The sequence below is a fragment of the Streptomyces sp. NRRL F-5755 genome, from assembly GCF_001279365.1.
In the GTDB taxonomy this organism is placed as follows: domain Bacteria; phylum Actinomycetota; class Actinomycetes; order Streptomycetales; family Streptomycetaceae; genus Streptomyces; species Streptomyces rimosus.
Window position 1 is genome coordinate 39392 of record NZ_LGCW01000022.1, and the last position, 18546, is coordinate 57937.

General features: G+C 73.3%; 14 protein-coding genes. 9 read left to right on the forward strand and 5 right to left on the reverse strand.

Going from position 1 to position 18546, the window contains the following annotated elements:
* Window positions 1-43: 43 nt before the first annotated feature.
* The 7 genes from ADK86_RS44220 to ADK86_RS04355 all read left to right on the forward strand — a co-directional run bounded on the left by ADK86_RS44220 (window position 44) and on the right by ADK86_RS04355 (window position 9956).
* The gene (locus tag ADK86_RS44220; protein ID WP_234345697.1) at window positions 44-4081 is read left to right on the forward strand and encodes a condensation domain-containing protein; all 4038 of its coding nucleotides are present in this window, start codon (window positions 44-46) and stop codon (window positions 4079-4081) included.
* Window positions 4078-4302, forward strand: coding sequence for an MbtH family protein (locus tag ADK86_RS04330; RefSeq protein ID WP_030676798.1), 225 nt, complete (start codon window positions 4078-4080; stop codon window positions 4300-4302). The genes ADK86_RS44220 and ADK86_RS04330 overlap by 4 nt, the downstream gene beginning before the upstream one ends.
* 66 nt (window positions 4303-4368) lie before the next feature.
* Window positions 4369-5655, forward strand: a complete 1287-nt coding sequence (locus ADK86_RS04335; RefSeq protein ID WP_053695366.1) for a cation:proton antiporter — start codon at window positions 4369-4371, stop codon at window positions 5653-5655.
* 48 nt (window positions 5656-5703) lie between these two features.
* Entirely contained in the window at window positions 5704-7236 is a 1533-nt protein-coding gene (locus tag ADK86_RS04340) for a tryptophan 7-halogenase (protein ID WP_053695367.1), read from the forward strand.
* Between the two features lie 32 nt (window positions 7237-7268).
* Window positions 7269-8459 carry a cytochrome P450 gene (locus ADK86_RS04345; protein ID WP_053695376.1) on the forward strand — a complete coding sequence of 397 codons (1191 nt, stop codon included), beginning with the start codon at window positions 7269-7271 and terminating at the stop codon, window positions 8457-8459.
* A 14-nt stretch (window positions 8460-8473) separates the two neighbouring features.
* Complete coding sequence (locus tag ADK86_RS04350) at window positions 8474-9688, forward strand: cytochrome P450 (RefSeq protein WP_053695368.1); 1215 nt, start codon at window positions 8474-8476, stop codon at window positions 9686-9688.
* Window positions 9689-9734: 46 nt separating this feature from the next.
* Window positions 9735-9956 carry a ferredoxin gene (locus ADK86_RS04355; protein ID WP_030641906.1) on the forward strand — a complete coding sequence of 74 codons (222 nt, stop codon included), beginning with the start codon at window positions 9735-9737 and terminating at the stop codon, window positions 9954-9956.
* A gap of 127 nt (window positions 9957-10083) precedes the next feature.
* Here ADK86_RS04355 and ADK86_RS04360 read toward each other — a convergent pair whose 3' ends face one another.
* Together ADK86_RS04360 and hppD are read right to left on the reverse strand one after the other, a co-directional pair.
* Complete coding sequence (locus ADK86_RS04360) at window positions 10084-11235, reverse strand: alpha-hydroxy acid oxidase (protein ID WP_053695369.1); 1152 nt, start codon at window positions 11233-11235, stop codon at window positions 10084-10086.
* On the reverse strand, window positions 11228-12325 hold the full coding sequence (gene hppD, locus ADK86_RS04365; RefSeq protein ID WP_053695370.1) for a 4-hydroxyphenylpyruvate dioxygenase: 1098 nt from the start codon (window positions 12323-12325) through the stop codon (window positions 11228-11230). Before hppD ends, ADK86_RS04360 begins: the two co-directional genes overlap by 8 nt.
* A gap of 388 nt (window positions 12326-12713) precedes the next feature.
* Between hppD and ADK86_RS04370 the strand changes: the two genes are divergently transcribed.
* Together ADK86_RS04370 and ADK86_RS04375 are read left to right on the forward strand one after the other, a co-directional pair.
* Window positions 12714-14123, forward strand: coding sequence for a PLP-dependent aminotransferase family protein (locus tag ADK86_RS04370; RefSeq protein ID WP_053695371.1), 1410 nt, complete (start codon window positions 12714-12716; stop codon window positions 14121-14123).
* Window positions 14120-15250: a prephenate dehydrogenase gene (locus tag ADK86_RS04375; RefSeq protein WP_053695372.1), complete on the forward strand. Its 1131-nt coding sequence runs from the start codon at window positions 14120-14122 to the stop codon at window positions 15248-15250. Before ADK86_RS04370 ends, ADK86_RS04375 begins: the two co-directional genes overlap by 4 nt.
* A 24-nt stretch (window positions 15251-15274) precedes the next feature.
* Here ADK86_RS04375 and ADK86_RS04380 read toward each other — a convergent pair whose 3' ends face one another.
* From ADK86_RS04380 to ADK86_RS04390, 3 genes are all read right to left on the reverse strand, one after another.
* The gene (locus tag ADK86_RS04380; protein ID WP_053695373.1) at window positions 15275-16192 is read right to left on the reverse strand and encodes an RNA polymerase subunit sigma-70; all 918 of its coding nucleotides are present in this window, start codon (window positions 16190-16192) and stop codon (window positions 15275-15277) included.
* A 157-nt stretch (window positions 16193-16349) separates the two neighbouring features.
* Window positions 16350-17336, reverse strand: coding sequence for a BtrH N-terminal domain-containing protein (locus tag ADK86_RS04385; protein WP_053695374.1), 987 nt, complete (start codon window positions 17334-17336; stop codon window positions 16350-16352).
* 110 nt (window positions 17337-17446) lie between these two features.
* Window positions 17447-18403, reverse strand: a complete 957-nt coding sequence (locus ADK86_RS04390) for a GNAT family N-acetyltransferase (RefSeq protein WP_078951792.1) — start codon at window positions 18401-18403, stop codon at window positions 17447-17449.
* Between the last annotated feature and the right edge of the window lie 143 nt (window positions 18404-18546).

The following is an 18546-nucleotide window of genomic DNA, read 5'->3' on the forward strand; positions in this document are numbered from 1 at the left end:
TTCGTGGCCTGCCCGTTCGCGCCCGTACCGCACCGGCGACCTGGTGCGCTGGACGGAGGACGGCGCGCTGCTGTTCGCCGGCCGGGCCGACGACCAGGTCAAGATCCGCGGGTTCCGGGTGGAGCTCGGCGAGGTCGAGGCGGCGCTGGCCGCGCACCCCGGCGTCGGCCAGGCCGTGGTCGCCGCCCGCGAGGACCGCCCCGGCGAACGGCTGCTGGTCGGCTATGTCGTACCGGACGGCCAGGAGGTGGACGCCGACGAGGTCCGCGAGCACGCCGCCAAGATCCTGCCCGGCTACATGCTGCCGGCCGCGGTGATGGTGATGGGCACGCTGCCCGTCACCGCCAACGGCAAGGTCGACCACAAGGCCCTGCCCGCGCCGGACTTCGCCGAGCGGGTCGCCCGGCGGGCCCCGCAGAACGAGACCGAGGAGAAGCTCTGCGGCCTCTTCGCCGACGTGCTCAAGCTCGAACAGGTCGGCGCCGACGACGACTTCTTCGAGCTGGGCGGGGAATCCGGCCTGGCGATGCGGCTGATCGGCCGCATCCGGGAGGAGTTCGACGCGGCGCTGAACCTGCGGCAGTTCTTCAGCGCCCCGACCGCGGCGGGGGTGGCCCGTACGCTCGCCACCAAGGCCCGCCCGGTGCTGACCCCCGCCGACCACGACGGCGAGGCGCCCGCCACCGTCGCCCAGCTGCGCACCTGGCTGATGACCCGGCTGCACGACAGCGGCGCCGCGTTCCAGTTCCCGGCCGCGCTGCGCCTGACGGGCGACCTGGACCGGGCTGCCCTGGAAGCGGCGCTCGGCGACGTCGCGGCCCGCCACGAGATCCTGCGGACCACCTTCTCCGGCGCCCGCAACGCACTGCGCCAGCACATCATGCCCGCCACCGATGACGCCGCCCGCCCGCGGCTGCCGGTGACGGAGACGACCGAGGAGGAACTGCCGGACCTGCTGGCCGCGCACGCCGCCCACGCCTTCGAACTGACCGGCGAGGCGCCCTGGGCGCCGCACCTGTTCGCCCTGTCGGACACCGAGCACGTGCTGATGGTCACCGTGCACCGGATCGCCGCCGACGAGCAGTCGCTCGACCCGCTCTTCCGCGACCTGGCGGCGGCCTACGGCGCCCGCTCCGAAGGCCGGGCACCCGAACGGGCACCGCTGGCCCTGCAGTTCGCCGACTACGCCCGCTGGGAACAGGAGCTGCTGCGCGGCGCCGACGAACCGGAGAGCCTGGTCAGCGATCAGCTGAACTTCTGGAAGGACACCCTCGCCGACCTGGCCGACGAGCCGGTGCTGCCCGCCGACCGGCCGCGGCCCGCGCTACCCTCCCGGCGCCTGGCGAGCGTGCCGCTGCGCCTGGACGCCGCGGCCCACGCCAAGCTGGCCGAGGCCGCGGAACCCCGCGAGGCCAGCATGTTCATGGTCGTACACGCCGCGCTGGCCCTGCTGCTCACCCGGCTCGGCGGGAGCACCGACATCACCGTCGGCACCGTCCAGCCCCGCCGGGACGAGGACGGCCTCGAAGGGCTGGTGGGCCCGTTCGACGGGCCGCTGCCCCTGCGTACCGACACCTCCGGCGACCCCGGCTTCCTCGAACTGCTGCGCCGCGCCCAGCAGGCGGACCGGAGCGCGCGCGACAACCACGACGTGCCGTTCGAGCGCCTGGTGGACGCGCTGCCCCTGCCGCCCTCCGTGGACCGGCACCCGGTCTTCCAGGTCGGCCTGGAGATCGAGGAGGGCAAGGTCGAGCTGTGGGACCCGTGGGAGCTGCCCGGCCTGCGCACCGCACGGCTGGACGTGGGCGCCGCCACCGGCGAACTGGACCTGGTGCTGCACCTGACCGAACGGCAGGGCGCCGACGGCGGCCCGGACGGCCTCGACGGGCAGCTGAGGTACGCCACCGACCTGTTCGACCGGGACACCGCCCAGGCCATCGGCGACCGGCTGGTGCGCGTACTGGAACAGCTCGCGGACGACCCGGAGCTGCGTCTGAGCCAGGTGGACATCCTGCTGGGCGAGGACGAGTTCCGCCGCCTGGTGACGGACGGGAACGGCACGGCGGCCGAGGTGCCGGACCGTACCGTCGTCGAGCTGCTGGCCGAACAGGCCGCCCGCACCCCCGACGCGGTGGCCGCCATGGACGGCAGCGGCGCGCTCACCTACGGCGCGCTGGACGCCGCGAGCAGCCTGCTGGCCCGACGGCTCACCGAGCTGGGGGCCGGGCCGGAGAGCGTGGTGGCCGTGGCGGAACCGCTCACCGCGGCCTTCCTCGTCGCCCTGACCGGCGTCCTGAAGGCCGGGGCCGCCTGCCGCACGGTGGACTCCAACCGGCCGGTGGAGGAGATCGAGGTCATCCTGCGCGAGTCCCGGCCCGCCGCCCTGGTCTGCACGACGGCCACGGCCGGACGGCTGGCCGCCGACGGGCCGGTGCCGGCCGTGCCGCTGGACGACCCGGTGGCCGCCGCGCCCAACGGGGCCGCCGGCAGTACGGCCGGGCTCCGCCCGCCGCTGCCCGCCCACCCCGCCCTGGTGCTCGACACCGCGGCACCGGACGGCACCGCCGCGGTCATCGACCACCGGACACTGGCCCACCACACGGCACAGCGCGCCCAGGCCGCCCCGGCGGCCGGTGGCACCACGCTGCTGGACACCCGGGCGCCGGTCGCGGCCCTGGTCACACCGCTGCTCGCGGCGCTGTGCAGCGGCGGCGGCGTACGGCTCGGAGCACCGGAGGACGTCCGTACGCCCACCGGGTCCGATGACCCGCAGCTGCTGGTGACCACCCGCGCGCTGCTGCCCTCGCTCGCCGAACTCCCGGAGGGGCAGCGGCCGGTGGCAGTTCTCGCGGTGTCGACGGGTACGCCGGCGGCCGACGACGACCTGCTGAAGTGGCACGCCCTGCACCCGGACGTCACCCTGGTCACCGCCCACGGCACCGCCGAGACAGGCGGCCCCTGGCTCGAACTCCGCACCACCGCCGGAGAGTCCGCACCGGCCGCGCTGCCCACCGGCCGCCCGGTGGCGAACACCCGCGCGTACGTGCTCGACGAGCTGCTGCGGCCGGTGCCGTCCGGGGTCGCGGGCGACCTGTACGTGGCGGGCGCGGCGACGGCCCGCGGCTACACCGGCAGCCCTGCCCGTACCGGCGAACGGTTCGTCGCCAGCCCCTTCGGCCCGCCGGGCGCGCGGATGCTGCGCACCGGCGACCGGGCCCGGCGCACCGGCGACGGCCTGATCGCCCTGGCCGACCCGAGCCGCGAACGCCCGCGCAGGTCCGCGGCCCGCGGCACGGGCCGGGGCGACCTGGACGTCCTGCTGCCGCTGCGGTCGCAGGGCAGCCGGCCGCCGCTGTTCTGCGTCCACCCCAGCCTGGGCCTGAGCTGGGGCTACCGGGGCCTGCTCCCGCACCTGCCCGCCGACCAGCCGGTCTACGGACTCCAGGCGCGCGGCCTGGCCGGACCCGAGCCGCTGCCGCTGACCATGGAGGAGATGGCGGCCGACTACGTCGAGCAGATCCGCAGCGTCCAGCCCGCCGGCCCGTACCACCTGCTGGGCTGGTCCTTCGGCGGCACGGTCGCCTACGCGGTCGCCACCGCCCTGGAGGCCCGCGGGGAGCACGTGGCGCTGCTGGCGCTGCTCGACACCTACCTCGACGGCGACACCGGCGAGGTCTTCACCGAGACGCCCGCCGCCCGCGAGAGCGAGGACGTGGTGCTCCGCCGCGAACTGGGCGAACAGGGCCCGCAGGACGGCGAGGGCGGCAGCCTGGACGACCAGTTGCTGGCCAACATCCGGGAGGTCACCATCAACGCGGGCCGGCTCTCGTTCGGCTACACACCGCCCCGGTTCGGCGGCGATCTCGACGTCTTCGTCGCGACCGCCGACCGGCCGGAGAACTCCCAGGCGTGGGACGCCGTCGGCAACTGGCGGCGCTTCATCGCAGGAACCATCGAGACCCACGACATCGACACCGACCACTACAGCATGCTCCAGCCCGCGCCCTTGGCCCAGATCGGGCGCATCGTCGCGGAAAGGCTCCAGGCCGTGCGGCCGACAGGGGAAAGGAACCCGTCATGACCAATCCGTTCGACAACGAGAACGGCACCTTCCTGGTTCTCGTCAACGACGAGGGACAGCATTCGCTCTGGCCCGCCTTCGCGGAAATTCCCGAGGGCTGGACCTCCGTACACGGCGAGGCCGGCCGGCAGGAATGCCTCGACTACATCGACGAGCACTGGACCGATATGCGTCCGAAGAGCCTCATCGCCGAAATGAGCGGGAACGCCGGCGGGTCCTGACACCCGCGCAGAAAAGCAGGGAAGAGGGCGGCCGGGACGCCGGCCGCCCTCGCGTGGGAGGCCCAGGTGAATACCGAAACCGTGGTGACCGTCGTCATCGGCGACGTCGCACTGATCGTCGTGGTGTCCTGGCTGCTGGGGGCCGCGGCCCGCCGGTGCGGCCAGCCGGCCGTCATCGGCCAGATCGTGGCGGGCATCGCCCTGGGACCGACCCTGCTGGGCCGGCTCCCCGGCAATCCGACCGCCCACCTGTTCCCGAAGGAAGTGCTGCCCTTCCTGTCGGTGCTGTCCCAGGTCGCCATCGTGCTCTTCATGTTCGTGGCGGGCTACGAGATCGACGCGCGGCAGCTGCGCCGGGGCGGCCGGGCGGCCGCCGTGGTCGCACTGGCCGCGCTGCTGACGCCCGCCGGACTCGGCGCCGGGGCGGTGCAGCTGCTGCCCGGCGCCTTCTCGTCGGTCGACCCGCGGCACGCCGGCGGCCAGTCGTTCCTGATGTTCATGATGGTGGCGGTGGCGATCACCGCCCTGCCGGTCCTGGTCGCCATCATCCGCGAACGCGGCCTCGCGGGCACCCCGGCCGGCACCGTCTCGACCACCGCCGCCGGATTCATGGACGTGGCCGCCTGGCTGGTCCTGGCCGCGGCCCTCGTCGGCACCGGCCACGCGCCGGGCCGCCACTGGGCCCTGACCCTGCTGCTGGTCACCGCGTTCGTGGCCGCCATGTTCCTGGTCCTGCGGCCGGTCCTCGGGTGGTGGCTGCACCGCTCCAGGGCCCTGATGGCCAACCAGGTCACCATCGCGCTGGCCCTCGCCCTGGGCAGCGCCTGGGTCACCTCGTCGCTCGGCCTGCACCCGGTCTTCGGCGGGCTGCTGGCCGGTCTGGCCATGCCGCGCCGCGACGGCGTACCGGACGCCGACGTGCTGCGCCCCATGGAGCAGAGCGCCGGCCTGCTGCTGCCGCTGTTCTTCGTCACCACCGGGCTGTCGTTCAACATCGGGTCGCTGAACGGCGACTCCGTCCTGCTGCTCGCACTGATCGTGGCCGTCGCCACCGCCGGCAAGATCGTCCCGGCGTACGCGGCGGCCCGGCTGAGCCGTCTGGACCGGCACCAGTCGGCGCTGGTGGCCGCGCTGGTCAACACCCGCGGTCTGACGGAACTGATCGTCCTGAACGTGGGCCTGGAGGCCGGGATCATCGGCCGCGAAATGTTCACCGTCCTGGTCCTCATGGCCCTGATCACCACCTTCACAACCGGACCGCTGCTGTCGCTGATCGCCCGGCGCACTACACCCGGACCCGCTGTCAAACCGACTGCCTTGACGGGTTCTCAGGGAAAATTAACAATCGAATAGCAGGCGGACGGATATCTGTGCGCAATGCACAGATGCATTCCGCCGGGAATGGGGGAGAGGGCCGTGGCGAATTCAGCGAACGCAGGGAACCCGGCGAACCCGGAGACATACGACGTGGTGATCGTCGGCGGCGGTCCGGCCGGTTCCACGCTCGGCGCGCTCGTGGCACGGCAGGGACACCGCGTCCTGATACTGGAAAAGGAATTCTTCCCCCGCTACCAGATAGGCGAGTCGCTGCTGCCGTCGACCGTGCACGGGGTGTGCCGGCTGACGGGCGTGGCCGACGACCTGGCGGCCGCGGGGTTCACACGCAAACGGGGCGGCACCTTCCGGTGGGGCGCGACACCGGAGCCCTGGACCTTCTCGTTCTCGGTCTCCGAGCACATGGCGGGCCCCACGTCGTACGCGTACCAGGTCGAGCGGTCGAAGTTCGACGAGATCCTGCTGCGCCACGCCGGCCGCTGCGGCGCCGAGGTCCGCGAGGGCTGCGCGGCCGCGGACGTGATCGCGGACGAGGAGCGGGTACGGGGCGTGCGCTACACCGACGCCGACGGGGCCGAACGCGAGGCGTACGGCACGTTCGTCATCGACGCCTCGGGCAACAAGAGCCGACTGTTCCAGCGCGTCGGCGGGCAGCGCACCTACTCCGAATTCTTCCGCAGCCTCGCCCTCTTCGGCTACTTCGAGGGCGGCAAGCGGCTCCCCGAACCCAACTCCGGCAACATCCTCTCGGTCGCCTTCGACAGCGGCTGGTTCTGGTACATCCCGCTCAGCCCCACCCTCACCAGCGTCGGCGCCGTGGTGCGCCGGGAGATGGCGGAGAAGATCCAGGGCGACCAGGAGGAGGCGCTGCGGGCACTGATCGCGGAGTGCCCGCTGATCAGCGAATACCTGGCGAACGCGCGGCGGGTGACCACCGGGCAGTACGGGCAGCTGCGGGTGCGCAAGGACTACTCGTACCACCAGACGACCTTCTCCCGGCCCGGAATGCTGCTGGTCGGCGACGCGGCGTGCTTCGTGGACCCGGTGTTCTCCTCCGGCGTGCACCTGGCCACCTACAGTGGACTGCTCGCGGCGCGTAGCATCAACAGTGTCCTGGCGGGACTCGTGGACGAAGCGGTGGCGCTGCGGGAATTCGAGGCGCGCTACCGGCGGGAGTACAGCGTCTTCTACGAGTTCCTGCTCTCGTTCTACGAGATGCACCACAGCGAGCAGTCCTATTTCTGGCGGGCCAAGAAGGTCACCCACCACCGGCGTTCCGAGATGGAGGCGTTCGTCGACCTGGTCGGCGGGGTCTCCTCGGGCGAGGCGGCGCTGATCGACGCCGACGCGATGGCGGAGCGCCTGCGGGCGGACTCCGCGGAGTTCGCCGGCGCGGTCGACCAGCTGGCGCACAGCGAGGACGGCAGCATGCTGCCGCTGTTCAAGTCCTCGGTGGTCAGCCAGGTGACGCGGGAGGGCTCCCAGGTGCAGATGCGCGCGCTGCTCGGCGCGGACGCCGAGCCCGAGACGCCGCTGCTGCCCGGCGGGCTGGTGTCGTCGCCGGACGGCATGTTCTGGCTCCCCGCCGGCAGCGGGTGACCACGGACGACGACGAGGAAGAGGATCAGCGGATGCCCGAGACACCCGAGATTCCCGCGCACTACCGGCGGGACCGCTTCGACCCGGTACCCGAACTCGTCCGGATGGCCAGGGAGACGCCGCTGGTCGAGACCGACGTCACGATCGGTCCCTCCGAGCAGGTGGGCTGGGTGGCCACCGGGCACGCCGAGGTGCGGGCGGTGCTGGCCGACGCGGAGCGGTTCAGCACCCGCCCGCCCGCCGACAGCGAGGAGGACGCCGAGAGCCTGGTCCAGGCCGGGAACCTGCTCCAGTACGACCCGCCCGACCACACCCGGCTGCGCAAGCTGCTCACGCCGGAGTACACGGTGCGCAAGATGCGCCGGCTGGAGCCCCGCATCGAGGAGATCGTCCAGGACTGCCTGGACACCATGGAGCGCGTCGGCCGCCCGGCCGACCTCGTACGCTACTTCGCCTGGCCGATCCCGGGCCTCGCCAGCTGCGAACTGCTCGGCGTCCCCCGCGACGACCAGACGGAACTGGCGCGCTACCTGGACATCACCCGGGACGTGGGCCGCAGCCAGGAACAGCAGCTGGCCGCCGGGAAGGCGTACTGGGCGTACATGGGCCAGCTCGCCGAGCGCCGCCGCCGCAACCCCGGCGACGACATGCTCGGCAGCCTCGTCCGCGAACAGGGCGCGGCCGTCTCCGACGCGGAACTGGCGGGCATCGGCGCGACGGTGATGGCCGCCGGCTTCGAACAGGTCGCCAGCATCCTGGGGCTGGGCACCCTGCTGCTGCTGGAACACCCCGACCAGCTCGCCCTGTGGCGCGCACAGCCCGAACTGACCGACCGCGCGGTCGAGGAAGTGCTGCGCTACCTCACGGTCATCCACACCGCCTCGCCCCGTACGGCACTGGAGGACGTGACGATCGGCGGCCGGACCATCAAGGCCGGGCAGAGCGTGGCCTGTTCGCTGCTGGCCGCCAACCGCGTACCGGCCCCCGGCGAGCCCGCCGACCGCTTCGACATCACCCGCGAGCCGGCCACCCACATGGCCTTCGGCCACGGCATCCACCACTGCCTCGGCGCCCCGCTGGCCCGGATGGAACTGCGCATCGCCTTCCCGGCCCTGCTGCGCCGCTTCCCGGACCTGCGGCTCGCCGTACCGCACGAGCGGGTCCGGTTCCGGCCCGCCCGGTCCCGCCAGTACGCCCTGGAATCGTTGCCCGTCACATGGTAGGAGGAGAGGCAGCAATGCCGGACGAGTCCCAGCACCAGTTCGACCACGCCCGCCGGGCGGGCTTCGGCCCGTCGGACGACATCCGCCGGCAGCGCGCCCAGGGCGCCCTCGTCCGGGAAGAGGTGGCCCCGGCGCCCGGCGCCGCACCCGAGCCCATCTGGATGGCCCTGGGCTACGAGGCCGTACGCCAGGTCATGGGCGACCACGTCCGCTTCAGCAACCAGCGACGGTTTCGCGCCCAGGCCATCCGCGGCGGGAGCAAGCACCGCCCGCAGGAGATGTCCGGCCACCTCATGGACTACGACCAGCCCGAGCACACCCGGCTGCGCAAGATGCTCACGCCGGAGTTCACGGTCCGCCGCATCCAGCGGCTCAAGCCGGTGACCGAGGCGATCGCCGAACGCTGCCTGGACGCCATGGAGCGCAAGGGGCGGCCCGCCGACCTCGTCGAGCTGTACGCGAGCCCGATCTCCGGCGCGGTGCTGTGCGAACTGCTCGGCGTGCCCCGCGACGACCGGCGCGAGTTCCTGGTCAAGCACCAGTGGCAGCTGGAGCAGGACCGCAGCCGCAAGGAGCGCGCCGCGGCCCAGGCGTACACCTCCAACTACCTGCGCGCGCTGGTCAAACGGCAGCGCAAGGACCCCGACGAGGGGTTCATCGGCCAGCTCATCCGCGACCACGGCGACAACTTCGACGACGAGGAACTGCTCGGCATCTGCGGCCTGATGGTGCTGGCCGGCCTGGACAACGTCAACGGCATGATCAGCCTCGGCGTGCTGGCCCTCCTGGAACACCCGGACCAGCTCGCCGTCCTGCTGGCGGACCCCGAGAACAACGTCGACCGGGTGGTGGACGAGCTGCTGCGCTTCCTGTCCGTGGCGCACGCGCCGACCCCGCGCACCGCCGTCGAGGACGTGGTCGTGGCCGGGCAGCTGATCAAGGCGGGGGAGGAGGTCGTCTGCTCGATCCCGATGGCCAACCGCGACCCGGTGCTCGCCCCCGACGTCGACCGGTTCGACGTCAACCGCGAGCCGCTGCCGCACATCGCCTTCGGGCACGGCATCCACCACTGCATCGGCGCCGCGCTCGGCCGGATGGAACTGCGCACCGCCTACCTGGCGCTGTGGCGTAGGTTCCCGGACCTGCGGCTGGCCGTGCCCGCCGACCAGGTGCCGCACAAGACGAATTCCATCGCGTACGGCCTGGAGCGCCTGCCGGTCGCCTGGTGACGGCGGCCCGGCCAGGGTGCGCGGCGCCCGCGGACGAGGAGGGACGATGGTCGAGGTACGGGTCGACGCGGAGATCTGCGCGGCGTCCGGCATGTGCACGCTGCTGGTGCCCGCGGTCTTCGACCAGTCGGAGGAGGACGGCACGGTGGTGCTCGCCGATCCGGCGCCGCCCGCGGAACTGGCGGCGAAGGTGCGGACGGCGGCGCTGCGGTGCCCGGCCGGCGCGATCTCGGTGCACGAGGGGGAGGCGGACGGCCCGGGTACGTAGCCGCGCGGCAGCTGTCGGCGTCGGCCGCGAACAGGGAAAAGCTCCTGGCGGTTCGGGGCCCGGATGTTCCGGGACCCCGGCCACCAGGAGCTTTCGCCGTGCCGGGCGCCTTCGGGGTTACGGCGGGCTACGGGACCACCGCCCGGCGGCGTTCGCCGGCCGCGGCCCCGCCCCGTGCCGTACGCAGCCGCCGCGCGTCCGCGACCGTGGCGCAGCCCGCCAGCCCCAGCGCGTCGGCCAGTTCGCCGGCCAGCAGGCCGAGCACCCGGCGTACGCCGTCCTCCCCTGCCACGGCCAGGCCCCACACCGGCGGACGCCCGACCAGCACCCCGGACGCGCCCAGGGCCAGCGCCTTGAGCACGTCCGTACCGGAGCGGACACCGCTGTCCAGCAGCACCCGGCAGTCGCCGCCGACGGCCTCGGCGATCTCGGGCAGCGCCTCGACGCTCGGCAGCGCACTGTCCAACTGACGACCTCCATGGTTGGACACCACGACCGCGTCCACGCCGAACTCCACGGCGCGCACCGCGTCCTCCGGCGCCAGCACCCCTTTGAGCAGCAGCGGCAGCCGGGTGCTCGCGCGCAGTTCCGCCACCTGCGACCAGGACAGCGACGAGGAGAACTCCCGGCCCGTGTGCACCGCCACCGCCGAGGCACCGGCGGTGCGGTGGTGGGCCGCCGAGGCGCCGCCGCCGTCGAGGTGGGCGGCCCGTACGTGATCGGGCAGCGTGAACTCGTTGCGGACGTCGCGCAGTCGGCGCCCCATCCACGGGACGTCCACGGTCAGCATCAGCGCCGTACAGCCTGCGTCCTCCGCCCGCCGCACCAGCTCCAGGGCCCGGCCGGGCTCCCGCAGCCAGTACAGCTGGAACCAGACGTCGCCGCCGAGCGCGGTGATCTCCTCCACCGGCACGGTGCTCAGCGTGCTCACCGTGAACGGCACGCCCGCGGCCTTCGCCGCACGCGCCGCCGCCAGTTCGCCCTCGGGGTGCACCAGGCGCTGGTAGGCCACCGGGGCGATCGCCACCGGCATCGACACCGGCCGGTCCAGCAGCTCGGCCGCGGTCGAGCACCGCGACACGTCGCGCAGCACCCGCGGCCGCAGGAAGACCCGGTCGAACGCCGCCCGGTTGGCGGCGAGGGTGCACTCGCGCCCGCTGCCGCCCGCGACGAAGTCCCGCACCCCGGCGGGCAGCGCCGCGGCGGCGGCCCGCTCCACGTCCTCCAGGGTCAGGAGCTCGGCCGCCGCCGCTTCGCCGCCGGGCGCCGGGTCAGACACGCTGGCCCTTCTTCTCCAGCTCCACGGCCTCGTACAGCGCCTTGATGTTGGAGCTGCCGAACGTCTGCGCGCCCTGCCGCTCGATGATCTCGTAGAAGATCGTGCGGCGCGGGTGGGTGGAGGCGGTGAAGATCTGGAACAGCTGGCCGCCGTGGTCCTGGTCCGCCAGCAGGCTGGTGGACCGCAGGTCCTCCAGGCTGTGCTGGCTGAGCTGGATGCGCGCGCCCAGCAGGTCGTAGTAGGCGGCGGGGGAGCTGAGGAACTCCACGCCGCGTCCGGTCAGGGTGCGCACCGCGTGCACGGCGTCATCACAGGAGAACGCGAGATGCTGGACGCCCGCGCCCTGGTGGCTCTTGAGGAAGTCGTCGATCTGGCCCGGGTCGGCCGTGGTGTCCGGCTCGATGAGCGTCAGGGTCACCCGGCCGGTGGGGCTCTGCACGACCTTGGAGTCCATCGCCTGCGCGCCCACGACGATGTGCTCCTCGAAGATCTCCTGGAACCCGAGGGCGCGCCGGTAGTACGCGACGGTCCCGTCGAGGTCGCCGTTGTTCAGGCACACCGCGATGTGGTCCAGTTCGAGCAGGCCCACCTCGCTGGGCACCGGCTGCCGGGACTGGAGCGTCGCGACGAAGCCGACCGGCAGCCCCGGGCCCTCCTCCGGGGCGCGCTGCACGAGCGTGTGCACCACGTCGCCGAAACCGCTGACGGTGGCCGTGACGGCCGCGCCGGGGCCGCCGTGCCGGGCCGGCCGGCGCAGCGGCTCGGCGCCGCCCGCGACCGCGTGCGCGAAGGCCCCCTCGACGTCGGCGGTGCGCAGCGCGATGTCCGCGACGCCGTCGCCGTGGTCGACGACGTAGACCGACGCCGGGTGCCGGTCGGAGGTCGCCATGGTGAGCACCAGGGTGATCGTGCCGTGCCGCAGGGCGATGCTGCGGTGGTCGGCGGAGCCGCCGGTGCCGATGACGGTGAACGCGTACTTGTCGACCCAGGCGAACGCCGCCGCGTCCAGGTCGGCCACGTACATCTCGATGTAGTCGATCGCGAGGTCGCCGACAGCAGCCGTTGCCGCTGTGGAATCTGAAACTGTCATGGAGAGTCCCCGTTTGAAGGATTGATCTGGGCATGGCTCATCGAGCCGGCTCGCCTACCGGAGCGGACGGATTACCTGCCGTAGACCCACGCCGACGGGCGGCACCGGCCTAATCCGCGGACCTCTTCAGCGAGTTCGCCACTGCCGCCGGACAGCGGAAGGCGAACAATTACGGTGCTGCCAGACATTACACCGGTGCCAGTGCCGTCGCACCTGTCAAGAATTGACGCTCCGCCGGACGGCCGACCCGCAATCATCTTGACCCCTCGTACGCCCCGGACGACCATTGCCGTCGATCCGGCCCTGGGGGATGCTGAGGGCGCGGCACGCGGGCCCGCGGGCCCTGGACACGCGTGCCCTGCCCCTTCCTGACTGACAGAAGGCAGCCATGGAAATCATGCGACCGGAAATCGCCGCCGCCGAGCTGAATAGCGCGACCCTGCACGCATCGCTGGCCGACGCCTCGATGGAGTCCATGAATCTTCTGAATCAGATCGCCGACACATATCCGGAAGCGATCTCTTTCGCGGCCGGGCGGCCGTACGAAGGATTTTATGACGCAGCCCAGGTGCATCAATATCTCCAGGTCTTCTGCGACCACCTGGGCACCGAACGGAAGATGACGGAAGCGGAAATCGCGCGGACCCTGTTCCAGTACGGCGAGACCAAAGGGATCATCGCCGGGCTGATCGCGCGGAGCCTGGCGGTGGACGAGGGCATCGATGCCGTGGACGGGTCCGTGGTCGTCACGGTCGGCTGCCAGGAGGCGATGTTCCTCCTGCTGCGCGCGCTGCGCGCCGACAGCCGCGACGCGGTGCTCGCGCCCCGGCCCACCTACGTCGGCCTGACCGGCGCCGCGCTCCTCGCCGACATGCCCGTACTGCCCGTGCACAGCGGGGAGCACGGCATCGACCTGGACGACCTGGTCGCCCAGCTGCGCAGCGCGCGGGCGGCGGGCCGGCGGGTGCGCGCCTGTTACGTGACGCCCGACTTCGCCAACCCGGTGGGCTCCAGCATGGACCTGGCCGACCGGCACCGCCTGCTGGAGATCGCCGAGCGGGAGAACCTGCTGCTGCTGGAGGACAACGCGTACGGCGTCTTCCACACCTCCGCCGAACGGCCACCGACGCTGAAGTCCCTGGACCGCGGCCGCCGCGTCGTCTACCTCGGCTCGTTCGCCAAGACCGGCGTCCCCGGGGCCCGGGTCGGTTACGTGGTCGCCGACCAGCGCGTGACCGGCGGCCCGAACGGCGACGGGCTGCTCGCCGACGAACTCTCGAAGATCAAGAGCATGCTCACCGTCAACACCTCGCCGATCGCCCAGGCGGTCATCGGCGGCAAGCTGCTCAGCCACGGATGCAGCATGGTCGAGGCCAACCGCCGGGAGACGGCCGTCTACCGGCGCAATCTCAACCAGGTGCTGGCGGGCCTGGCCCGGCGCTTCGCCGACTGCCCCGGCATCACCTGGAACGAGCCGACCGGCGGCTTCTTCGTGGTGCTCAGCGTGCCGTTCGTCGTCACCGACGACTTCCTGGAGTACGCGGCCCGCAAGCACGGCGTGCTGTTCACCCCGATGCACCACTTCTACGGCGCGTCCGCGCGGTGCCGCCAGCTGCGGCTGTCCATCAGCACCCTGACCCCGGAGCGGATCGACAAGGGCCTCGACCGGCTCGCCGCGCTCCTCACCGAACGGCTGCGGGCCAACGGCGGCGCGACGGCCCACGAGGAAGGCGCGGCGGACGGGGCCGCCACCCCGCCCGCCGCACCGGCCGGGCCGCCGCCGGGCGGTGCCCGGTGATCCGCTCCCTGGCCGTCGTCGGCACCGGGCTGATCGGCACGTCCCTGGCGCTCGCGGCGGCCCGGCAGGGCGTCACGGTCCACCTCCTGGACCGGGACGAGGCCGCCGCACGGACCGCGGCGGCCCTGGGCGCGGGGGTGCCGGGGCCGCCGTCCGAGCCGGTGGACCTCGCCGTGATCGCCGTACCGCCCAGCCAGGTCGCCGCCGTACTCGCCCAGCAGCAGGCACGCGGGCTGGCCAGCACCTACACCGACGTGGCCAGCGTGAAGGCCGAACCGGAACGGGCGGTCCTGGCCGGGGCGCCCGACCCGACGCGCTACATCGGCGGCCACCCGCTGGCCGGCCGCGAGCGCTCCGGCCCCCTCGCGGCCCGCGTGGACCTCTTCCAGGACCGCGTCTGGGTGCTCACCCCGTCCCGGCTGACCTCGCGGACGGCACTGGACCGCGCGCTCGCCCTGATCGGGCTCTGCGGGGCGGTACCCGTGGTGATGCAGAGCCGGGCACACGACGACGCGGTGGCGCTGACCTCCCACGTACCGCACGTGGTGGCCAGCCTGATGGCGGCCCGGCTGAGCCACGGCACGCCGCAGGCGCCGCGGCTGGCCGGCCAGGGGCTGCGCGACGTGACCCGGATCGCGGGCGGCGACTCCCGGCTCTGGAGCGACATCCTCCAGGCCAACGCGGGCGCCGTCGCCGGAGTCCTCACCGACCTCCAGGCCGACCTCGGCGAACTCCTCGTCGCCCTGCGCGACCTGGCCGGACCACCCGGACGGCGCAGCGCGCGCAGCATGGAAACCCTCGTGGACCTCCTCGACCGGGGCATCTCCGGCCTGGACGAGATCGCCACCGGCCACCCGGGCCACCCGCCGCGTTCCGCTTCCGTACGCGTCCGGATCGCCGACCGCCCCGGCGAACTCTCCCGTCTCCTGCGCGCCACCGCGGAGCTGGGCATCGGTCCCGAGGACGCCGAGGTACGCCCCGGCACCGCGCCGCGCGACGACCTGACGGTCCGCCTCGCGGTACCCGACGCCGTGGCCGGGCCCCTGCTGGCCCGTGTCACCGCCGAAGGCTGGGACGCGGAGGACGACGGCCACGCGGCGCACGCGGCGGGCCTGCCGTCGGCGTGAACGACGCTGCGGGCGTACCCGTCCTCACAGCGCGAGCGGCAGCCCCATGGCCGGGAAGAGACCGGGCGCGAACACGGTGATCCCGGCGACGTGCCCGCCCTCGACGCGGAGGACTTCCAGGCCGTGGGCGCGGTACACGCGCTCGCCCGGCCCGCGGGCGTAGCGGGCGACGGCGGGCTGGTGGTTCATGCGGGTGGGGAGGCGGCGGCAGTCCGGCGGGTCGGGGCGGCGTGCGGCCCGGGCGTCTTCGCGCACCACGGTGGCGAGCGCGTCGGCGTCGCCCCGCTCCAACGCGTCGGTGTAGAGCCGGAGTACGGCGCAGTCGTCGCGCTCCGGGGCCGCGGGCTCCCCGGGGCGCGGCAGGCGCTTCCTGACCGCGGGCCGGGCCCGTTGCAACGCGCTGTTCACGGCCGCGACGCTGACGCCCAGCGCCGCGGCCGTCTCGCGCGCCGGCCACCCCAGCACCTCCCGCAGGACGAACACGACCCGCTGCCGCGGCGGCAGCAACTGCAGCGCCACCATGAACGCCAGGCTGATCGTTTCCCTGGCCACCATCTCGTCCGACCCCGTCTTCTGGGCCGGCACCTGCTCCAGCAGCGTGTCGGGACACGGCTGGAGCCAGGGCAGCGCGGTCGCCGGAACCGGCCCGCCGGCGCGGACCTCCCGGGGCAGCGGGCTACGGGGCGCGGCGGCCAGGAAGTCCAGGCACGCATGCGTCGCGACGCGGTACAGCCAGGTGCGGAACGTCGCGTGCCCGGCGAAGCTCTCCCGCTCGCGCCACGCCCGTGACAGCGTCTCCGTCACCAGCCGCCCGGACTCCTCGAACGACCCCAGCAGCCGGTAGCAGTGCACCTGCAACTCCGGCCGGTACCGCGCCACCAGCCGTGAGAACGCCGCCGCGTCGTCGTCGCCCGGCCCGCCGACCACCTCTCCGCCACTCATCGCCGCCTCCTGGGCCCCACCCGGCCCGCACGTGATCACCTTTCGCCAGCGAGAGTACTGACGATGGTTGACTCCTCACCAATTCGAAGAACTCAAGTATGGTGAAGAGGAGTTCGACAGGAGGGTGCCCCGCCGGGCCGGGGCGTGCGCACACGAGTCACCCGAGGCGGCTCAGCGCCTCCATGGCCTCGCGCTCGATGCGCGACAGCTCGGCGAGCACCGATCCGGCCCGTACGAGCGGCTGCGCGTCGCCCGACGTACCGGCCTCCTCGATCAGCGTCGCCGTCTCCGTCCACAGCGTGGCCGCCTCGGCGTACAGCCGGTGGCCGGTGCGCAGCCGGCCGTCGCCGAGCAACTCGGCACACTCGGCGAGGAAGTCGCGGTAGAAGGCGCGGAAGAGAGCGCCCCCGGTGCCGCCCTTCTCCATCAGGAGGGCGGCCTGCGGCAGGTCCCGCTGCGGGGCCTCGGTGCGCCCCGGCCAGGTGGGTACCAGCTTGGCCGCCTTCGCGATGCCCCGGTGGCCCAGGTTGGCGATGGGCGGGTGGAGGAAGGCGTCGGCGCAGGCGGTGATCGCCGGGATGAGCTGCTCCTCCAGGGCGGGCCGGTTCTCCGGAGCGGTGAGGGTGAAGGACCGGTGCCGGGCGGTCATCGGGCCGCGGGCGGCCCGGGCCCTGGCGAGACTGTCCAGGCCGGTGGAGACCGTTCCGCCCTGCTGCTCGGTGTCCACCAGGTACGCGTCGTGGTCGTCGTATCCGTAGAGGGCGACGACATGGCCGCCGAAGTGCACCTTCGTCCCGAAGTAGTCCAGGTGGTAGCTGTCCAGCTGGAGCCCGACGGGGCGGCCCGCGCCGATGGGCGCCGTCACGTGCTCCCACGCCTTGCGGGGCGAGGAGGTCTCCCGGACCTGGAGGTCCAGGCCGAGCCGGGCGGCCAGGTTCCCGGTCAGCTCGAAGGGCTTGACCCGGCCGCCGAGGAAGGGGAAGTCCAGGTACGTGGCGTCCCAGTAGATGAAGGACAGGCCGGAGCCGAGGCCGAAGAGCATGGGCTCGGACAGGTCGAGTCCTTCGTGCCGCAGCAGGACTCCCAGGGCCGCGGTCTCGCAGTGCCGAGCACCGCGTGTTTCGACGCCTCTTACCGTGGGCATGCGGATTCCTCTCGACGGGGCGGCCGGTCGTGGCCTCAGTCTCCCCCGCCGGGGAACTGCACGGGGCCGTGACCCGTCTCGGTCACGGCCCCGTGCGTTGTCCCCGTACGTCAGCCCAGTTCCAGGCTGGTCACGGCGTAACCGTGCTCGACGCGGGCCGGCGGGACGGGGCCCGTGTACATGCGCATCGTGTGCGAGTCCGGCTCCAGGCCGCGCGAGAGGGCCAGGGACCGCGCGCTGTGGTGCGGGTCGGGGATGTCGATGTGCACCTCGTCCTCGGGGCCGAGATGCGAGGTGAGGGCGTCGAAGACGGCCTCGGCGCCGCGCGAGGTGTCGGCGAACAGGGGGCCGAGGCGGTAGCCGTCCTGGGCCGGCCGGAGCACGCCGTACCCGGCCACCCGGCCGTCCCGTATCTGCGCGTACGCGTGATGACCGGCGGCCGTCAGCCACCGCTCCAGGAACGCGCGGCGCCCGGCCGGGAAGCACTGCCGGTCGTAGTCGGCGATCTCGTCGAGCCGGTCGGCGGTGACGGGCACGACCGGCGCCGCGGGCGTGCCGGGGCGCACGGGGCGGCCCCGGTAGCGCGTGGTCCGGTACGCGGTGGTGAAACCGGAGCGCCGGTACGTGGCTTCCTGGGCCGGAACCGCGTCCAGGCCGATCGTGCGGTCCCCGGCGTGCGCCACGGCGGCGCGCCACGTGGCCAGCCCCAGTCCACGGCCGCGGAAGTCCGGGTGCACCAGGTAGTAGCCCAGGAACGCGTACTCGGCGGAGTAGTTGACGACGGAGACCGACGAGACCAGCTGCCCGTCCAGGTGGCCGACGAAGAAGCCGTCCGGGTCGGTGGGGTGGAAGCAGTCCACGTCGGCGCGGCCCGGGTTCCAGCTCTCGGCCGCGGCCCACGCGGCCACCTCGCGCCACTCGTCGAGCGTGGCGGGCCGGACGGTGAAGCCGGCGGGGGCGTCCGGGCCCGCTGTGAGCGTCGCGGTCGCGGTGCCGGGAGCGGGGCCGGAGGGGGCGGCGGCCTCGGAGGGGACGGGCTGGCGCGGGATCTCGCCGGGGGAGGTCATACCTGGTGCAGTCCTTGGCTGTCGGGCCCCGCCGTGCGGGACGGCGGGGCGAAGGGGGGGGCGGGCCGGTGGGACCGTTCGGCCCGTACGGCGGGGGCGGGCCCTCAAATCAGGGTCCTGGCCCCCACCTCCTCGGGGCCGGC